This is a genomic window from Albidovulum sediminis, from assembly GCF_025380365.1.
Taxonomy (GTDB): domain Bacteria; phylum Pseudomonadota; class Alphaproteobacteria; order Rhodobacterales; family Rhodobacteraceae; genus Albidovulum; species Albidovulum sediminis.
This window is the reverse complement of record NZ_JAOCQF010000001.1, coordinates 318768-334999: the sequence shown is the minus strand read 5'-3', so window position 1 is coordinate 334999 and position 16232 is coordinate 318768. Positions and strand designations below refer to the sequence as shown.

The following is a 16232-nucleotide window of genomic DNA, read 5'->3' as shown; positions in this document are numbered from 1 at the left end:
GGGGTCTGTTCCGCCCTCCCCGCTACGGGTCGTCAGTCCCTTTCCAGCGGCACCGCCGCCGTGTCGGACCAGCTGAGGTCCACCTCGGCGCCCTCGGCCATGGCCGCGCCGCCGCGCCAGGCGTCGACGTCGACCTCGATCTCGTCCATGCCCGGCACCGCAACGTCGTACTTCAGGATCGAACCGAAGTAGGTGATGGCCCGGATGGTCCCGCTGACCATGTTCGGCCCCTGGCCCTGCCCTTTCGGCGCGATCTCGATCTTTTCGGGTCGGAGCGCATGGAGCGTGCCGTCCCTGGTCAGGAAGTTCGACTTGCCCAGAAAGCTGGCCGCGAACGCGGTGCGCGGCCTCTGGTACAGCTCCTGCGGCGTGCCCACCTGCTCGATGCGGCCGTTCTGCATGATCACGATGCGGTCGGACATCGACAGCGCCTCTTCCTGATCATGGGTCACGTAGATGAAGGTGGTGCCGACCCGGCGGTGAATGTCCTTGAGCTGGTCCTGCACCTCGATGCGCAGCTTCTTGTCGAGCGCCCCCAGCGGCTCGTCGAGAAGCAGCACCGGCGGCGCGAAGCACAGTGCACGGGCCAGCGCGACGCGTTGCTGCTGGCCGCCCGACAACTGCCGTGGCAGGCGGTGGCCGAAGTCCCGAAGCTGCACCAGCTCCAGCATCTCGTCGACGCGCCGGTCGATCTCGGCCCGGGGGCGCCGACGCACGTCGAGGGGGTAGGCGATGTTCTGGCGCACCGTCATGTGCGGGAACAGCGCGTAGCCCTGGAACACCATCCCGAAATTGCGTTTCTCGGGCGGCATGCCGGCGATGGATGCGCCGTCAAGCAGGATGTCGCCCGAGGTGATGTCGAGAAACCCCGCGATCATCATCAGAAGCGTGGTCTTGCCCGAGCCCGACGGCCCGAGCAGGGTCAGGAACTCGCCACGCCGGATGTCGAGATCGATGTCCTCGGCAGCCGTGAAGGTTCCGAAGCGCTTGGTCAGCGCCCGCAACCTCAGCCCCGGCAAGGCGGCGACCTCGCTCATGCTGCGTTCGCGCCGCGCAGCTTCAGCTTGTTGCGCGCCTCCTGCGGGGTCAGGACGCGCGCGCCCATCGCCTCGATGATCGTGCGGGCGCGTTCGACAAGCTGGGCATTGGTGGCGAGCACGCCTTTCGAGAGATAGATGTTGTCCTCGAGCCCGACACGGACATTGCCGCCCAGCGACACGGCGGCGGCGACCATCGGCATCTGCATCCGGCTGATGCCGAAGCTGGCCCAGCTTGCACCGGCCGGCAGTTGCGCCTTCATCGCGGCCATCGTCTCGACCGTCTGGTCGGCGCCCCAGGGGATGCCAAGGCACAGCTGGAACATCGGCGGCGCGGCGATCAGCCCCTCGTCCACCATCGCCCTGGCGAAACGGATGTGGCCAAGGTCGAAGACCTCAAGCTCGGGCTTGACGCCCCATTCCTTCGTCAGCGCGGCCATGCGGCGCAGGATCGGCGGCGTCGAGATGTAGATCGTGTCGTCGTTGCCGAAGTTCAGCGTCCCGCAGTCGAGCGAACAGATCTCCGGCAGACAGTCCTTCACATGCGCCAGCCGTTCGTCGGGGCCGATCATGTCGGTGCCGGGGCCGGGCATGGCCCAATCCTCCTTCGAAGGCACCCAGTCGCCGCCCATCCCGGCGGTCAGGTTGATGACGACATCGGTGCCGCTGTCGCGCACCCGGTCCACGACCTCGCGGAACAGTCCCGGGTCGCGCGACCCCTTCCCGGTTTCGGGGTCGCGGACATGGATATGGGCACAGGAGGCGCCCGCCTTCGCAGCCTCGATCGCCTCGCGCGCGATTGCCTCGGGCGTCACCGGAACATGCGGGCTGATGTTGGTCGTCGCCCCGGCCCCGGTGACAGCACAGGTCAGGACCACCTCGAAATTCATGCGCCTCTCCTCCCTGTTTTTCTTCATCTTGTGGCGCGGAAGGCTATTTCCTGTCAGTTTTTCGACTGATATGCTGCCTCCATGTCGAAAATACGCACTTCCCGGCCAGCCCCGCCCCCTGCCCCCGGTCAGCCCGCGGCGCCCGTGACGCGGGTCGCCTTTCTGGTCGTGCCGCGTTTCAACATGACCACGATGATGACGATGATCGAGGTGATGCGGATCGCCAATTACCTGTCTCCGTCGCCGCTCTATCGATGGGAGGTGCTGTCCTTCGACGGAGAAGAGATCACCGCATCGAACGGGTTCACCGTGCGTGCGCAGAAGCCGGACGAACATGTGCACCGGAACGAGACGATCTTCGTGCTGGGCTCCTGGAACGCCGAGACCTATCGGAACCCGCAGACCCTGGCCTGGATCCGGCGTCAGGCGCGGGGCGGCCAGCGCATCTGTTCGGTCGAGCTCGGCTGCTATCTCGTGGCGCGGGCCGGGCTTCTGGCGGGCAAGCGCGCGACGACGCACTGGTCATGGATGTCCGGCTTCGGCGAGCAGTTTGACGAAATAACGGTCACGGAGCAGCTGTTCACGATGGATGGCCAGATGATGACCTGTTCGGGCGGCCTTGCCGGTGTCGACCTGATGCTTCGACTCGTGGGTGATGCGCACGGGGAACGGCTGGCCGGCGAGATCGCGGACCAGATGCTCTATCACCCGATCCGGCCCGGCACGGCGCCGCAGCGGCGCACCATGGGGCGCGGCATGGAAACCCTTGCCCCGATGGTGCGCGAGGCGATCCATCTGATCGAAAAGAACATCGCGGAACCCATGGCCGTACCCGCGATTGCCGAACATCTCGGGGTGTCGCAGCGGCAGCTGGAACGGCAGTTCAAGGCGAGCATCGGCTGCACGGTGGTGCAGTTCGGCCTGCTCCTGCGGCTGCAACACGCGCGGGTCCTCTTGATCGCGACCGATCTGTCGGTGCGCGAGATCGCCACGGCCTCGGGGTTCAACACGCTGTCCCACTTTGCCTTTTCCTTCGGCAAGTGCTTTGGCCGCAGGCCCTCGGACTACCGTCAGGCCTGGCCGGAGCAGGATGCGACCCCGAGCTGGCCCGGAACCTTGTCGAAGTTCCTGGAAGCGCTGGAGAACCGGGGCAGTGCCAAGCCGATGCAGATCCTCAGGAAGACGAGCGGGTAAGACGAACGGGCGGCGTTGCCTGCGCTGCCGGGGGCGCGATGGAGCATGGCGCAAGCGGCCCGCAACCCGATCCTCTCGGGGATATCCCGTCCCGGTCGGCCGAAGGGGCGCCATGCGGGCGGCGCAAGGCAGACAGGGCGTCCGCTCCGTGCTATCATGTCCCATCCCTTCAGGGATCTGCCATCACAGGGGAGCGCGCCATGTCCTCACAGGCAGACCACGACGCCTGGAGCGCGGGCCAGAACTACGAACAGTACATGGGCCGCTGGAGCCGCATTGTCGCCTCCGGGTTTCTTGACTGGCTGGACGCGCCCGAGGGGGCCGACTGGCTTGAAGTCGGATGCGGAACCGGGGCGCTGACTTCGGCCATCCTGCGGGAATGCGCGCCGAACTCGATCCTGGCCACAGACGCATCCGAGGACTTCATCGCCCATGCACGCGGAACGATCGGCGACCCGAGGGCCAGCTTCCGCTCTGCCGATGCCCGGCACCTGCCGGCAGAGGACAGCAGCGTGGATATCGTCACCTCTGCCCTGGTGCTCAATTTCGTGCCGGATCGCCCGGCGGCCCTGAAGGAAATGCAGCGTGTCCTGCGTCCGGGCGGCCTGCTGTCATTCTACGTCTGGGACTATCCCGGTGGCGGGATCGGGTTCATCGATGCGTTCTGGAAGGCGGCGGCATCACTCGATCCGACGGCGGCCGATCTGGACGAGGGGACACGGTTTCCCTTCTGCACGGCGGAGGGGCTCGCCGGTCTTTGTGCGCAGGCCGGAATCGACGCGCCCGCGATTGCGCCGATCGAGATCACGACCGAGTTTCCCGGCTTCGAGGCGTTCTGGCATCCCTTCACGCTGGGCGCCGGCCCGGCGCCGGGATACTGCATGAGCTTGCCGGAGGATCGGCGCGAAGCCTTGAAATCGAGGCTGTCCGAGACGCTGGGTGCGGTTGGACCCCTTCGCCTCACCGCGCGGGCCTGGGCCGTGAAATCGGCAGTGCCCGGCTAGGGTCCGAACCCGGACTCGGGACTCCTCGCGGTGTCTTGTCCTCGGTCATCCCCCGAATGGGGAGGCGGCCGTGAAGGGCAGGCCCGGCGCGAAGGGCGCGGAGCTTGCGGACGGTCCGGTCAGGGCCCGGAACCGTGCCGCCGGTTGTCCGAACTCGGGGGGCGAACCTGACCGGGCACGCATTGGGGCGCCCGGATGTCCGGGCGCCCTGTTCAGGTTTGTCTGCGCTTGGAGCGGCGGGTCAGTTGCGGTCCGATCCGCCTTCGCGAGCGGTTTCGGCGCCGTATTCGGGCGCGGCGAAGTCGTGGCGGTTGACGCCACCGGCGTTATGGGCGGCGTGGAACTTGCGCAGGCGCAGCGCCTCCGCGGGCGCGTCCGCCGCCGCGATTTCGCCGACCTGAACCGGCGTGTAGATGCCTTCCGCCACACTGGCCGCGCGTTCAAGCTGGCTGGGGGCCGCGAAGGCAGGGGCTGCCACCAGCAGCGCGAGGGTGGAGAGGGTGAGATGCGACGTCATGGTCTTTCCTTTCTGTATTCGCTGGTTCCGCCAGCGATCCGGGCCGGCAAGGCCGGCAGTGCGGCAGTGAAGGTGGGAGATTGCCCCTGTCAGGCTGCGCCGCGCGCGGCGGGATAGCCCGCCACGGCGAGGATCGCCTCGATCTCGGCGCGTGCAGCCGAAGTCTCGACCTCGACCTTGCGGTTCTCGGGGTCGGCGTCGATCACCGCGCCCCGGTCGACCGACTGGATCGCCTTCGTCACGCTCCGGGCGCAGCCGGAGCAGGTCATGTTCTCGATGTGGAATTGCAAGTTTGCCTCCTGTGTTCGCTTGGCAATCGGACATCTGGGCGTTCCCAGCATGGGAGGGTCAAGGGAACGGCGCGGATTTTTTCCGGGGCTGCACGGGCGGCGGCACGGGCGGCGGCATGGGCGGCGGCATGGGCGCCCGCTCCAGCCCGCAAGGGGAGATTTCATCGCTTGACCCTCCCATGATGGGAGATCCCATGTCTGTGCGCATCACCGCTCATCCGAAGGGAATCAGCCATGAATGCGCCAGCCAGCTTCAGCCGGAAGACCGTCTCCCTCCCCATCGAGGGCATGACCTGCGCCTCCTGCGTGGGGCGCGTCGAACGGGCCCTGAGGGGTGTCGCCGGCGTCCTCGACGCCAGCGTCAACCTCGCATCCGAGCGTGCCGAGGTCCGCCTTGCCGGAGCCGCCGATCGCGCCGGTCTGATCCGCGCGGTCGAGGACGCGGGCTACACCGTCAGCGCCGCGACGGTCGAACTCGCCATCGAGGGCATGACCTGTGCGTCCTGCGTGGGGCGCGTCGAGCGCGCGCTGCGCGCCGTGCCGGGCGTCACCGGGGCGAGCGTCAACCTCGCCACCGAGCGCGCCACGGTGAAGGGCAGCGCCGATGCCGCCACGCTGATCGCGGCGGTGGCCGATGTCGGCTACGAGGCCCGCCCGGTGGATCGCAGCGGCGCCGCCAATGCCGAGACCGAGGCCCAGAAAGCGGAGGAGCGCCGTGTCCTGTCGCGTGACCTGGCGATCGCCGCGGGCCTCACCCTGCCGGTCTTCGCGCTCGAGATGGGCAGCCATGTCATCCCCGGAATGCACCACCTGATCGCCTCGACCATCGGCATGGGGACAAGCTGGCTGATCCAGTTCGCGCTGACGACGCTTGTCCTTGCCGTCCCCGGCTTCCGCTTCTACCGCAAGGGGATCCCCGCGCTGCTGCGTGCCGCGCCGGACATGAACAGCCTGGTCGCCGTCGGCACGCTGGCGGCCTATGCCTATTCGCTGGTCGCGACCTTCGCGCCGGGCCTGCTGCCCGCCGGCACGGTCAACGTCTACTACGAGGCCGCGGCCGTCATCGTCACGCTGATCCTTCTGGGCCGCGTCCTCGAGGCGCGGGCCAAGGGCCGGACATCCGAGGCGATCAAGCGGCTTGTCGGGCTGCAGGCCAGGACCGCCCGCGTGCGGCGCGGTGCGACCGTCAGCGAGATCGAGGTTGCCGACGTCGCCCCCGGCGACATCGTCGAGGTGCGCCCGGGCGAACGGGTGCCGGTCGACGGCGAGGTGGTCGAGGGCGAAAGCTGGATCGACGAGAGCATGATCACCGGCGAGCCGATCCCGGTCGCCAAGTCCGCGGGCGCGACGGTGACGGGCGGCACGGTCAACCAGACCGGCGCCTTCGCCTTCCGCGCCACGGCTGTGGGCGGCGACACGATGCTCGCCCAGATCATCCGCATGGTCGAGGAGGCGCAGGGGGCAAAGCTGCCGATCCAGGGTCTCGTCGACAGGATAACGATGTGGTTCGTGCCGGCGGTGATGACGCTCGCGGCGCTGACCTTCGGCGTCTGGTTCTTCTTCGGACCCGACCCGGCGCTGACCTTCGGCCTGGTGAACGCGGTCGCCGTCCTGATCATCGCCTGCCCCTGTGCGATGGGGCTGGCCACGCCGACCTCGATCATGGTCGGCACGGGGCGCGGCGCGGAACTGGGCGTCCTCTTCCGCAAGGGCGATGCGCTGCAGGGTCTGCAGGAGGCCCGCGTGGTCGCGCTCGACAAGACCGGCACACTGACGATGGGCAAGCCGACGCTCACCGACCTCGTGCTGTCGGACGGGTTCAACCGCGCCGAGGTGCTGTCCCGGATCGCCGCCGTCGAGGCGAAGTCGGAACATCCGATCGCGCGCGCCATCGTCGAGGCGGCCGGGGCCGAGGGGCTGGCCCTGCCCCCGCTCGCCTTGTTCGAGAGCGTGACGGGGTTCGGTGTCAATGCCGAGGCTGGCGGGGTCCGTGTCGAGATCGGCGCCGACCGCTACATGGCGAAGCTCGGCCATGACGTGAGCGCCTTCGCGGCCACGGCGGCCCGGCTTGCGGACGAAGGCAAGTCGCCGCTCTACGCCGCCATCGGCGGGCACACGGCCGCGATCATCGCGGTGGCCGACCCGATCAAGGAGACGACGCCCGAGGCGATCCGCGCGCTGCACGGCCTTGGCCTGAAGGTCGCGATGATCACCGGCGACAACCGCCGCACGGCCGAGGCCATCGCCCGCCGGCTCGGCATCGACGAGGTGGTGGCCGAGGTGCTGCCCGACGGCAAGGTCGCGGCGATCAGGCGGCTGAAGGCGCTCGGACCCGTGGCCTTCGTCGGCGACGGCATCAACGACGCCCCGGCGCTGGCCGAGGCCGACGTGGGCCTTGCCATCGGCACCGGCACCGACGTGGCCATCGAGGCCGCCGACGTGGTGCTGATGTCGGGCAGCCTGAAGGGCGTGCCGAACGCCATCGCGCTCTCCCGCGCGACGATGCGCAACATCCGCCAGAACCTGTTTTGGGCCTTCGCCTACAATGCCGCGCTGATCCCGGTCGCCGCCGGCGCCCTCTGGCCCGTCTCGGGCATCCTTCTGTCGCCCGTCTTCGCGGCAGGCGCGATGGCGCTGTCCTCGGTCTTCGTGCTCGGCAACGCGCTCCGCCTCCGCCGCGTCAGGGCGCCGATGCACGACACCGCCCGCGCCGCGCACTGACGGCCCCCGCGCCCCCGGCCCGGCCGGGGGCGCCCCCAAGATCCAGCACGAGGAGACCTCTCACGACCGGCACCGTCATCGTCTATGCCACCCCGACCTGCCCCGCGCCGGACCGGCCGCGATTGCAGCGCTGCCCTGCCCAGACAGCGCCCAGAACGATGGCCGCGCCGACCGCCTGCACGGCCGAGAGGGACTGACCCAGCCACACCCAGCCCAGGATCACCGCGGTCACGGGGCTCATCATGCCGAGCATGGAGACCGCGCCGGGTTCCAGCCTTGCGACACCACGGAACCAGATCGCATATGTCGCGGCGGCCCCGACGAGGCCGAGCCAGGCGAGACCGGCGAGGTTCGATGCCGAAAGAGGCGGCAGCGGAGGCTCGAGCAAAAGCGCGAGCGGCAGAAGGATCAGGCCGCCGGCGGTCAGTTGCCAGGCGGTGAAGCTGAGAGAGGAGACGGGCGGCTGCCATTTCCGGCTGAGAACCGTGCCCGCCGCCATGGAAGCCGCGCCGCCAAGGCCGGCCGCGATGCCCATGGGGTCGAGCGCGGAGTCGGGGTCGATCAGCAGCAGCGCCACGCCCAGCGCCCCCGTGGCGGCCGCGGCGACCGCCCCCGCCCGGATCGGAGTCCCGAGCCACCCGCGCGCCATCAGGATGACCATCATCGCCTGCAGCGATCCCAGCGTGGCCGCGACCCCGCCAGGAAGCCTGTAGGCCGCCACGAACAGCAGCACCCAGAACAACGCGAAGTTCAGGCTGCCGAGCAGGAAGGCCCGTCCGAGCCAGGCGCGCGGCGGCAGGCAGCGCGTGAGAGCGAGCAGCAGCAGCCCCGCGGGCAGCGCGCGAAGTGCAGCGAGGGTGACGGGATGCCCCGCGGGCAGTGCCTCGGTCGTGACGAGATAGGTGCTGCCCCAGACCGCCGGGGCAAGCGAAGTGAACAGGATATCGGTGGTACGAGACATCGGCACGGTCTCCGGAACAGGCTCACCAGAGCCGGAAAAGGGGATGCGCGGACGTTCCGGCCACGGATCGAGGCCGATGTCGCGCAGGATGTGGGACGGCAGGTCGCAGAGCACGCCCCTGGACCCGCGGTGGCACCTCCGGTGGCTGCGGCGGAAGGGAAGGACGGCCATGAAGGTCCCCTTCAGGCGACAAGACGGAGGTCGGCGCGCAGCTGTGCGGCCAGGTCCTCGCGCGGGCCGTTGACGAGGCGGGTGCCCGTCTCGCGGACAATGAGGGCCGGGATCGAGCGGACGTGGAGCGTGCGGGCGCGCTGGCGGTCAGCCTCGACGGCGCGGACCGTGACAGGGTCGTCGAACGCCTCCGCGAAGGCCGTGGCGTCGAGGCCCAGGTCCCGTGCGGCGCTCAGAACGACCTCCGCGTCCGCGACGTTGCGCGCTTCGCCCAGATGCATCTGCTGGAGCCGGTCGAACATGTCCCAGTGCGCGGCCTGCCCCGCGAGCCGCTCCGCCGCCTTGCACCCGCGCGCGGCCGTCATCCCGTGCGGATACTCGAATGGCGCGGCGCGCATCGCGTCGATGGCGACACGTTCCGGCCGGTCGCTGGCGCGGCGGCACGCGGCCCAGTGGCCAAGGATGGTCTCGCGCGCGTCCCGGGGCGTGCCCCAGCGCGCGGCCATCTCGGCGCGGCTGGCCTGCAGGACGAAGGTCCGGTGCCGCAGGTCGAGATCGAACTCGTCGGCCAGGCTGCGTACGCGCGACGAGATGTTGAAGCACCAGCAACAGACGACGTCGTGAAAGAAGTCGATGGTGAGCGAGGCCATCACGCAGCCTCCTCGGCCGGGCTGGCCACGGCCAGCCGCGCGGCGATCCGGGCCACATGGGCGCCCTGGAAGCGCGCGCCGGCCAGATCGGTTTCGGTGGGCACAAGGGCCCCGTCGGCACCGGCGATGGTGCCGGCGCCATAGGGGGCGCCGCCGACGATGCCCCCGGCAGACTTCTGTCCCGAAAAGGTGTAAGGCATGCCCGCGATCAGCATCCCGAAATGCTGGAGCGGGATCTGGGTGGACAGCAGCGTCGCCTCGTGCCCGCCATGCTGCGAGCCGGTGGAGGTGAAGACCGCGGCCACCTTGCCGACCAGCGCATTGCGCGCCCAGAGCCCGCCGGCCCGGTCGAGGAACGACTTCATCTGCCCGGCCATCATGCCGAAGAGCGTCGGTGTGCCGAAGATGATGGCATCGTAGGTTTCCAGATCGGCAGGGGTCGCAACGGGCGTATCGTCCGCGACGAAACCGGCCTTCTGCCGGACATCTTCAGGGACGGTTTCGGGCACGCGCCGCAGGTCCACCCGGGTGCCGGGCACGCTGCGGGCGCCCTCGGCCTCGGCCTGCGCAAGGGCACGGACGTGGCCGTAGCTGGAATAGTAGAGTATCAGGACGCGGGTCATGGGATCCTCATCAGGCTTCGGGTTTCGGTGCCCGGGAGGATGGGAGATCGGTCGCGCCGGAATAACCCGCCGGCGCTCACTTCATTCTTTACGCAGGTTGAATGATGTCAGGGGTCCAGCGCCGCGCGGAGATGGTCGAGAAACGCCGTCACGCGCGCATCCATCCCCAGCCGCGAGGTCGCCACCGCGAAGATGTCCGGCGCCGGAAGCTCCCAGTCCGGCAGGACGCGGACCAGCTCCTTGCGCGCCTCGGGCTGCTTCGAGACGAAGTCCGGCAGCGTTCCGATACCCTGACCCGCGATCAGCAGATCGCGCAGCACAAGGCTGTTGCCCACGCGGACCGGTGGATCGAGGTCAACCGAGGTCGAACCGGAAGGGCCGTTCAGCACCCACGAGGTCAGGTGATCCGCGAGGAGGAAACCGATCACCCTGTGACCTGCGATGTCCTCCGGCGTCTGCGGAACGCCGGCCCGCGCAAGATAGGCGGGTGCGGCGAAGATCCGTTGCCGCATCGTCCCGATCTTGCGCGCCACGAGCGCCGAGTCCGGCATGGCGGCCCGAATGCGGATCGAGACGTCGAAACCGCCCTCGACCATGTCGACCACCCGGTCGTCCATCGAGAGAGTGAGACGAAGATCCGGATAAGCCCCCAGGAACGAGGGCAGCATCGCCGCGATGATCGTCTGCCCGAAGGAACTGGAGGCGTTCACCTTCAGATGGCCCCGCACGACGCCGGAACCCTCGCGGATGCGGGTTTCGACCTGGCTCACGGCGTCGAGGATGCCCGACGCTTCGTCGTAGTAAAGCCGGCCGGCATCGGTCAGCGACATGGATCGTGTCGTGCGCGTGAGGAGACTTGTCCCGAGACCTTCCTCCAGCAGCTTGATCTCGCGGCTCAGAAGCGCGGGCGAGACGCCAAGGTCTTCCGCCGCACGCGCGAAACTGCCGCGTTCGACGATGCGGCGGAAGGCATGCATGACGGATAGCTTGTCCATCTCGGGCGGGATCCCCTCGGGTGTTTCCGCAATCCTGAACCAAAGGCTTTCCCGACACAACAAAGGGGGACCGGGAAACAGGACCGGCGCGGGAACAGGTCGCGGGGCGCATGCGCACCAGCATGCATGCCGGCGGGACCGAAGACACGGTCGCCGGCCGCGGACCGCGACGCGCCCGTGCCGGTCGCCACCTCCTCGCCCGAAAGGCAGGTGCCGGCCAGAGCATGAGGCGGTCGGCGAGGTTCGAGGAACAGGAGGGCCAATCGTGATGTGCCCGTCCGCACCATGCCGTCGGCGCGCGATGAACCGCACTCGGCCCCCGCCCGAGATGGGGGTTCCAGAACCCCGTCACGCCGCCCTCAGCCCGGTTCGCGCGCCTGACCGGGGTGCCGCTGGCGGAACTGGCCGCGCATATGTCGGACCCGCGCCTGCGCGCGCGCATGCCTTTGCTGGGCGGTGGTTGGGGAGAGGTCGAAGTGCTGCGCTTCGCCGCCGCGAAGGAAGCCTGCCGCGCATGCGACGGGCGCATCCCCTTCGTCACGTTCCTGTTGCCGCCCTCTCGTCGCAACCTTGGCGCCCTGCGCCGGCTGGGCGCGCGGGCCGTCGGTCGCCAGAACCGCACGGGCGTCGAGTTCCTCAAGTACCGCCGCGACACCCTGCTGCCCGCCGCCGCGCGGCCCTGGCACCCACCCGCGTGTTCAGGGCGTCAGCAGGTACTGGCGGCGGTTTCGGTCGAAATCCATGATCCGGTGCCCGTTGGCGAGGGCGGCCTGCAACGCCTTGCGCAGGTCGATGCGAAGGGCGTGGGCCTGCTCCGGGTCGTCGCGGGTCAGGGTTTCCAGGTCTTCGGGCAGGGTCACGTTCAGGGGCCGGCAGGGTTGGGCCGGGCGCGGCAGGCCCTCGGCCAGCGCGCGGCTCACCGGCGCGGCCAGATCCCAGTCGACCAGAAGCCGGTCGGAGGCGAGGCCGCTGTTGATGCCCGCCATCTCGCCATAATAGTCGGGCAGGTAGGTGTCGGAGGTGGCGCCAAGGCGATGGATGTTCATCGTCGCGTTGACCAGGCGAAGCGGGTCGAAGGTCCAGCGGACATGGGTGATGCCGCGCTCAAGGCACCAGCGCCGCTGATAGAACTTCAGCCGCACCCCCAGTTGCAGCCCCCGCGCCTCGGGCAGCACGGCCAGCCGGTGGGAATGCTGCACCCGCCCCTCGCGCGTGGGAAAGCCGAAGACATAGCCCAGAATCCTGTCCCCCGCGAAGGCCCCCCCGACCAGGCCGCCTTCCGCCTGGATGACCATCATCAGGTCGGCGGGGTCGGGCTGGTCCCCCTCGCCCCAGACCGCGCGTTGCAGGTTTTCCGCGGCGCGGAACTCGGCCATGCCGGAGAGGTCGCGGAAGGTCAGGTCGGTCATGCGGCGAAGTCCTGCACCGAAAGCGTTGCCGTCCCCAGATAGTCGAGATCCAGCGTCACGCCAATGCCCGGTCCCTTCGGCACAGGCATCCGGCCGCCCTCCGTCTCAAGCTTCTGCTCGATGATGTCGCGGGTGAAATACCGGCTGGCCGAGGAGGTGTCGCCCGGCTTGGTAAAGCCCGGCAGCGTGGAGAGGTGGATGTTGTGCGCCCGGCCGATGCCGGATTCCAGCATGCCTCCGCACCAGACCGGCACCTGGAAGGACTGGCAGAGGTCGTGGATCTGGCGGGCGGCGGCATGGCCGCCCACCCGGCCGACCTTGATGTTGATCACGCGCGCCGCGTCGGTTTGCAGCGCCTTGCGGGCGTGGTCCACCGTGCGGATGCATTCATCGAGGCAAAGCGGCGTCCGAATCCGCCGTTGCAGGGTCGCGTGATCGTGGATGTCGTCCCAGGCCAGCGGCTGTTCGATGTAGTCCAGCGCGAAATCGTCCATCCCGCGGATCAGGTCGCTGTCGGCCAGCGTGTAGCAGCAGTTGGCGTCCACGGTCAGGTGCGCATCCGGGAAGGCATGGCGCACCGCCTCCAGAAGGGCGATGTCATGGCCCGGCTTCACCTTCAGCTTGATGCGCTTGTAGCCCTGCTCAAGGTGGGTCGCCACCCGCTCCAGCGTGCCGGCGACGGGGCCGATGCCCAGCGACACGCCGACGTCGATGGCCTCGCCCGCGCCACCCAGCACGGTCTGCAGGGGCAGGCCCAGCGATTTCGCCCAGAGATCCCAGAAGGCCATTTCGACGGTCGCCCGGGCCATGAAGTTCGCCCGCCAGGGGGCAAAGGCGCGCGCCAGCGACTCGGGGTGCGCGAAGCTTCTGCCCAGCACCTGCGGGAGCAGCACCCGTGCGATCAGGTCCATCGCGCCGGCCACGGTTTCTTCCAGATAATCGGGCAGCGGGTCCATCACGCCCTCGGCGTAGCCCTCAAGCCCGTCGGCCCGCAAGGTCAGCAGAGGAAACACCTTTTCGGTCATCGTGCCGGTCGCGATGGTGAAGGGCGTGACCAGCGGCAGGCGCACCAGCCGCAATGTGGCCCCGTCGATACGCAAGGGGGCACGGGTCGGCGTGGAAATGGGCATCGGGGTCCTCCGGTCGGGTGGGATGCGGGCGATCTGTTGCAGTTTACTTGCATCGTTGACCGAATGAAAGTTTTCTGACAGGCTTCCCCGACAAAGGGGGACGTGCTGTGGACCAGGACCGGCCAGAGACGGAAGACAAGGCGCCGACGCCCGGTGACAACCTGCATCAGCGACTGTCCCTCGCGGCCAGGAACGGCACCCCTTCGGAACGCGCGCTGGCGCATTACCTTGCCTCCAACCTGTCGTCCCTGCCGTTCGAGACGGCGGCCACCATCGCCGCCAAGGTGGGCGTGTCGGAGGCCTCGGTCGGGCGGTTCTGCCGGTCGATCGGCTACGGGCACCTCAAGGACCTGAAGTCCAGGCTGCAGGTGGACCTTGGCGAAAAGGCCTGGCTGATCGGCGACCGCCTGAAGGATTTTCACCAGCGCAGCCAGCAGGGCAACGAAGAACTGGCCCGTGCGCTGGAACGCGAGATCGCGGCCCTTGTCAACGTCTACGAACTGGCCGCCACTCCCGCCTTTGGCGCGGCGGTGCAGCGGCTGGCGCGGAGGCAGGCGGTCTGGGTGGCGGGCTTCCAGACCGAACGCGGCCATGCGGCGGAACTGGTCCACAACCTGCAATACCTCCGCGCAGGCGTGAACCTGGCCGATGTCCCGGGCGGGCATTTCGCCGAGGTGCTGCTGTCGGACCCGGAGGAGACGACGCTGGTCCTGATCGACGGGCGCCGCTATTCGCGCCTGACCCGCGACCTCGCCGTGGCCGCGCGGGACGAGGGGATCCCCGTCACGCTGATCACCGACCCCTACTGCGACTGGGCGCCGGGGCTGGTGAGCGAACATTTCGCCGTGCCGACCGACCTCAACCACTTCTGGGACACCACGTCGGCCATGTCCTCGCTGATCGGGCTTCTGGTCAATGGCGTGTTCCGCGAACTGGGCGCCGAGGTCGAGGGCCGCATGGCCCGCGTCTCCGCACTTTACGACGATTTCATCGGACATACCGTCCCGGGGCGAAACCCGGGCAAACCCTGACCCATCCAACAGAGAGGACCCGCCATGACCCTTCTTTTCCGCAAGACCCTGCTGTCGGCCAGCGTCAGCCTGGCCGCCCTGATCGCCGCGCAAGGCGCGATGGCGCAGGAGGCCGTCTTCGTGATGGCCACGAACGAGGTGGGCGCCCCCACCTACAACCCGATCAAGGCCACCATGCTGAACACGGCCACGGGCCTGATCTTCGACCGGCTGGTCTCCCAGGCCGCGGACCTGTCCTACCACCCCTGGCTGGCCGAAAGCTGGGAAGAGGCGCCCGACGGCATGGCCTGGACCTTCCACCTGAAGCAGGGCGTGACCTACCACAACGGCGAGCCGTTCAACGCCGAAGCCGTGAAGGGCTGGCTTGATCTGTTCAAAACCACCGAGGGCGAGAACGGCTACATGGCCGAGGCCATCGCCTCGGTCGAGGTGGTGGACGAGCACACCGTCAGGTTCGTGATGTCGCGGCCCGAGCCGAACCTGCTTTACAACCTGTCGTCGACCTTCATGGGCGTGGTCGAACCGAAGTCCTTCGCGGCCCTTGGCGACGACTACGGCGTGACCGAGGTCTACGGCACCGGCCCCTTCAGGCTGGAAAGCTTTGCCATCGGGCAGGAAACCGTGCTGGTGCGCAACGAGGGCTACACCTGGGGCCCCGCCGTGGCCGCGAACCAGGGTCCGGCCAAGGTGGAACGCCTCACCTTCCGCGAAATCCCAGAGGATTCGACCGCGTTTCTGGAACTGAAGACCGGCGGGGTGGATTTCCTGTTGTCGGTCCCGGCCGACCTGATGGGCGAGGTGCAGAAAGAGGCCAACCTGGCCGTGCTGACCCTGCCGGGGCAGGACGTCTGGTACATGCCGATCAACGTCACCAGCGCGCCCTTCGACGACATCCGCGTGCGCGAGGCCGCCGCCAAGGCGATCAACCAGGAGGAAATCCTGGCCTCGGTCTTCGGCGGGGTCGGCGCGGTGGCCGATACCTTCCTGATCTCGGCCCTGCCGGAGAGCCAGGTCCCGGACGGCGCGAAGATCAGGTTCGACCCCGCCCGTTCCAATGCCCTGCTGGACGAGGCCGGCTGGGCCATGGGCGAGGGCGGCGTGCGGATGAAGGATGGCCAGCCGCTGAAGGTCGCGCTCTGGACGCAAAGCGACAGCATCTTCCGCCGCCTGACCGAGGTCGTGCAGGCGCAGCTGAAGGCCGTGGGGATCGAGGCGGAGATTACCACCTTCGACAGTTCGATGATCCGCGACCAGTACCGGACCGGCGAACAGCAACTGGCCGTGCGGTCCTACAACTGGGACAACGCCGACATCGTCGACTGGTTCTTCGGCGGCGACCGGCTGGGCTATCCCAACGTGTCGATGTTCAACGATCCCAAGGCCGAGGAACTGCGCGCGGCGGCGATGACCGGGGCGAAGAACATGGACGAGCGGATCGCCAACTTCACCGCCTATCATGAATACGTCCTGACCCAGTTCCCGATGGCGCCGATCTACCAGCCGGTGCAGGCCATGGCCTACAGCACCGACCGCATCGCGCTTCCCGAAACGATCGACGCGCCGGCCTTTGGCGCGGCGGCCTTCCTCGACCTGGAAGTCAAGGAGTAAC

The 16232-nt window shown here is 68.6% G+C and carries 15 protein-coding genes; 5 read left to right on the top strand and 10 right to left on the bottom strand.

Annotated elements, in window-relative coordinates:
• Positions 1 to 32: 32 nt before the first annotated feature.
• Together N5I32_RS01605 and N5I32_RS01600 are read right to left on the bottom strand one after the other, a co-directional pair.
• On the bottom strand, positions 33 to 1037 hold the full coding sequence (locus N5I32_RS01605; protein ID WP_261493643.1) for an ABC transporter ATP-binding protein: 1005 nt from the start codon (positions 1035 to 1037) through the stop codon (positions 33 to 35).
• A complete protein-coding gene (locus N5I32_RS01600; RefSeq protein WP_261493642.1) occupies positions 1034 to 1927 on the bottom strand; it encodes a beta-keto acid cleavage family enzyme in 894 nt (297 codons plus the stop codon). Before N5I32_RS01600 ends, N5I32_RS01605 begins: the two co-directional genes overlap by 4 nt.
• A 144-nt stretch (positions 1928 to 2071) precedes the next feature.
• Between N5I32_RS01600 and N5I32_RS01595 the strand changes: the two genes are divergently transcribed.
• Positions 2072 to 3121: a GlxA family transcriptional regulator gene (locus tag N5I32_RS01595; RefSeq protein WP_261493641.1), complete on the top strand. Its 1050-nt coding sequence runs from the start codon at positions 2072 to 2074 to the stop codon at positions 3119 to 3121.
• A 200-nt stretch (positions 3122 to 3321) separates the two neighbouring features.
• Complete coding sequence (locus N5I32_RS01590; protein WP_261493640.1) at positions 3322 to 4125, top strand: class I SAM-dependent methyltransferase; 804 nt, start codon at positions 3322 to 3324, stop codon at positions 4123 to 4125.
• A 241-nt stretch (positions 4126 to 4366) separates the two neighbouring features.
• Here the strand turns inward: N5I32_RS01590 and N5I32_RS01585 are convergent, their stop codons facing one another.
• Positions 4367 to 4642: a hypothetical protein gene (locus N5I32_RS01585; protein WP_261493639.1), complete on the bottom strand. Its 276-nt coding sequence runs from the start codon at positions 4640 to 4642 to the stop codon at positions 4367 to 4369.
• Between the two features lie 89 nt (positions 4643 to 4731).
• On the bottom strand, positions 4732 to 4932 hold the full coding sequence (locus N5I32_RS01580) for a heavy-metal-associated domain-containing protein (protein WP_261493638.1): 201 nt from the start codon (positions 4930 to 4932) through the stop codon (positions 4732 to 4734).
• Between the two features lie 234 nt (positions 4933 to 5166).
• Between N5I32_RS01580 and N5I32_RS01575 the strand changes: the two genes are divergently transcribed.
• The gene (locus tag N5I32_RS01575) at positions 5167 to 7653 is read left to right on the top strand and encodes a heavy metal translocating P-type ATPase (RefSeq protein WP_261493637.1); all 2487 of its coding nucleotides are present in this window, start codon (positions 5167 to 5169) and stop codon (positions 7651 to 7653) included.
• An 82-nt stretch (positions 7654 to 7735) separates the two neighbouring features.
• Here N5I32_RS01575 and N5I32_RS01570 read toward each other — a convergent pair whose 3' ends face one another.
• The 6 genes from N5I32_RS01570 to menC form a co-directional block, all read right to left on the bottom strand.
• Positions 7736 to 8614, bottom strand: coding sequence for an EamA family transporter (locus N5I32_RS01570; protein WP_261495893.1), 879 nt, complete (start codon positions 8612 to 8614; stop codon positions 7736 to 7738).
• A 182-nt stretch (positions 8615 to 8796) separates the two neighbouring features.
• Positions 8797 to 9435 carry a DsbA family oxidoreductase gene (locus N5I32_RS01565; RefSeq protein ID WP_261493636.1) on the bottom strand — a complete coding sequence of 213 codons (639 nt, stop codon included), beginning with the start codon at positions 9433 to 9435 and terminating at the stop codon, positions 8797 to 8799.
• The gene (gene wrbA / locus N5I32_RS01560; protein WP_261493635.1) at positions 9435 to 10058 is read right to left on the bottom strand and encodes an NAD(P)H:quinone oxidoreductase; all 624 of its coding nucleotides are present in this window, start codon (positions 10056 to 10058) and stop codon (positions 9435 to 9437) included. Before wrbA ends, N5I32_RS01565 begins: the two co-directional genes overlap by 1 nt.
• A gap of 107 nt (positions 10059 to 10165) precedes the next feature.
• Positions 10166 to 11053: a LysR family transcriptional regulator gene (locus tag N5I32_RS01555; RefSeq protein ID WP_261493634.1), complete on the bottom strand. Its 888-nt coding sequence runs from the start codon at positions 11051 to 11053 to the stop codon at positions 10166 to 10168.
• A gap of 698 nt (positions 11054 to 11751) precedes the next feature.
• Entirely contained in the window at positions 11752 to 12462 is a 711-nt protein-coding gene (locus tag N5I32_RS01545) for a GNAT family N-acetyltransferase (RefSeq protein ID WP_261493633.1), read from the bottom strand.
• A complete protein-coding gene (menC, locus tag N5I32_RS01540; RefSeq protein ID WP_261493632.1) occupies positions 12459 to 13592 on the bottom strand; it encodes an o-succinylbenzoate synthase in 1134 nt (377 codons plus the stop codon). The genes N5I32_RS01545 and menC overlap by 4 nt, the downstream gene beginning before the upstream one ends.
• A gap of 107 nt (positions 13593 to 13699) precedes the next feature.
• Between menC and N5I32_RS01535 the strand changes: the two genes are divergently transcribed.
• The gene (locus tag N5I32_RS01535; RefSeq protein WP_261493631.1) at positions 13700 to 14623 is read left to right on the top strand and encodes a MurR/RpiR family transcriptional regulator; all 924 of its coding nucleotides are present in this window, start codon (positions 13700 to 13702) and stop codon (positions 14621 to 14623) included.
• 24 nt (positions 14624 to 14647) lie between these two features.
• Complete coding sequence (locus N5I32_RS01530; protein WP_261493630.1) at positions 14648 to 16231, top strand: ABC transporter substrate-binding protein; 1584 nt, start codon at positions 14648 to 14650, stop codon at positions 16229 to 16231.
• Position 16232: the final 1 nt, after the last annotated feature.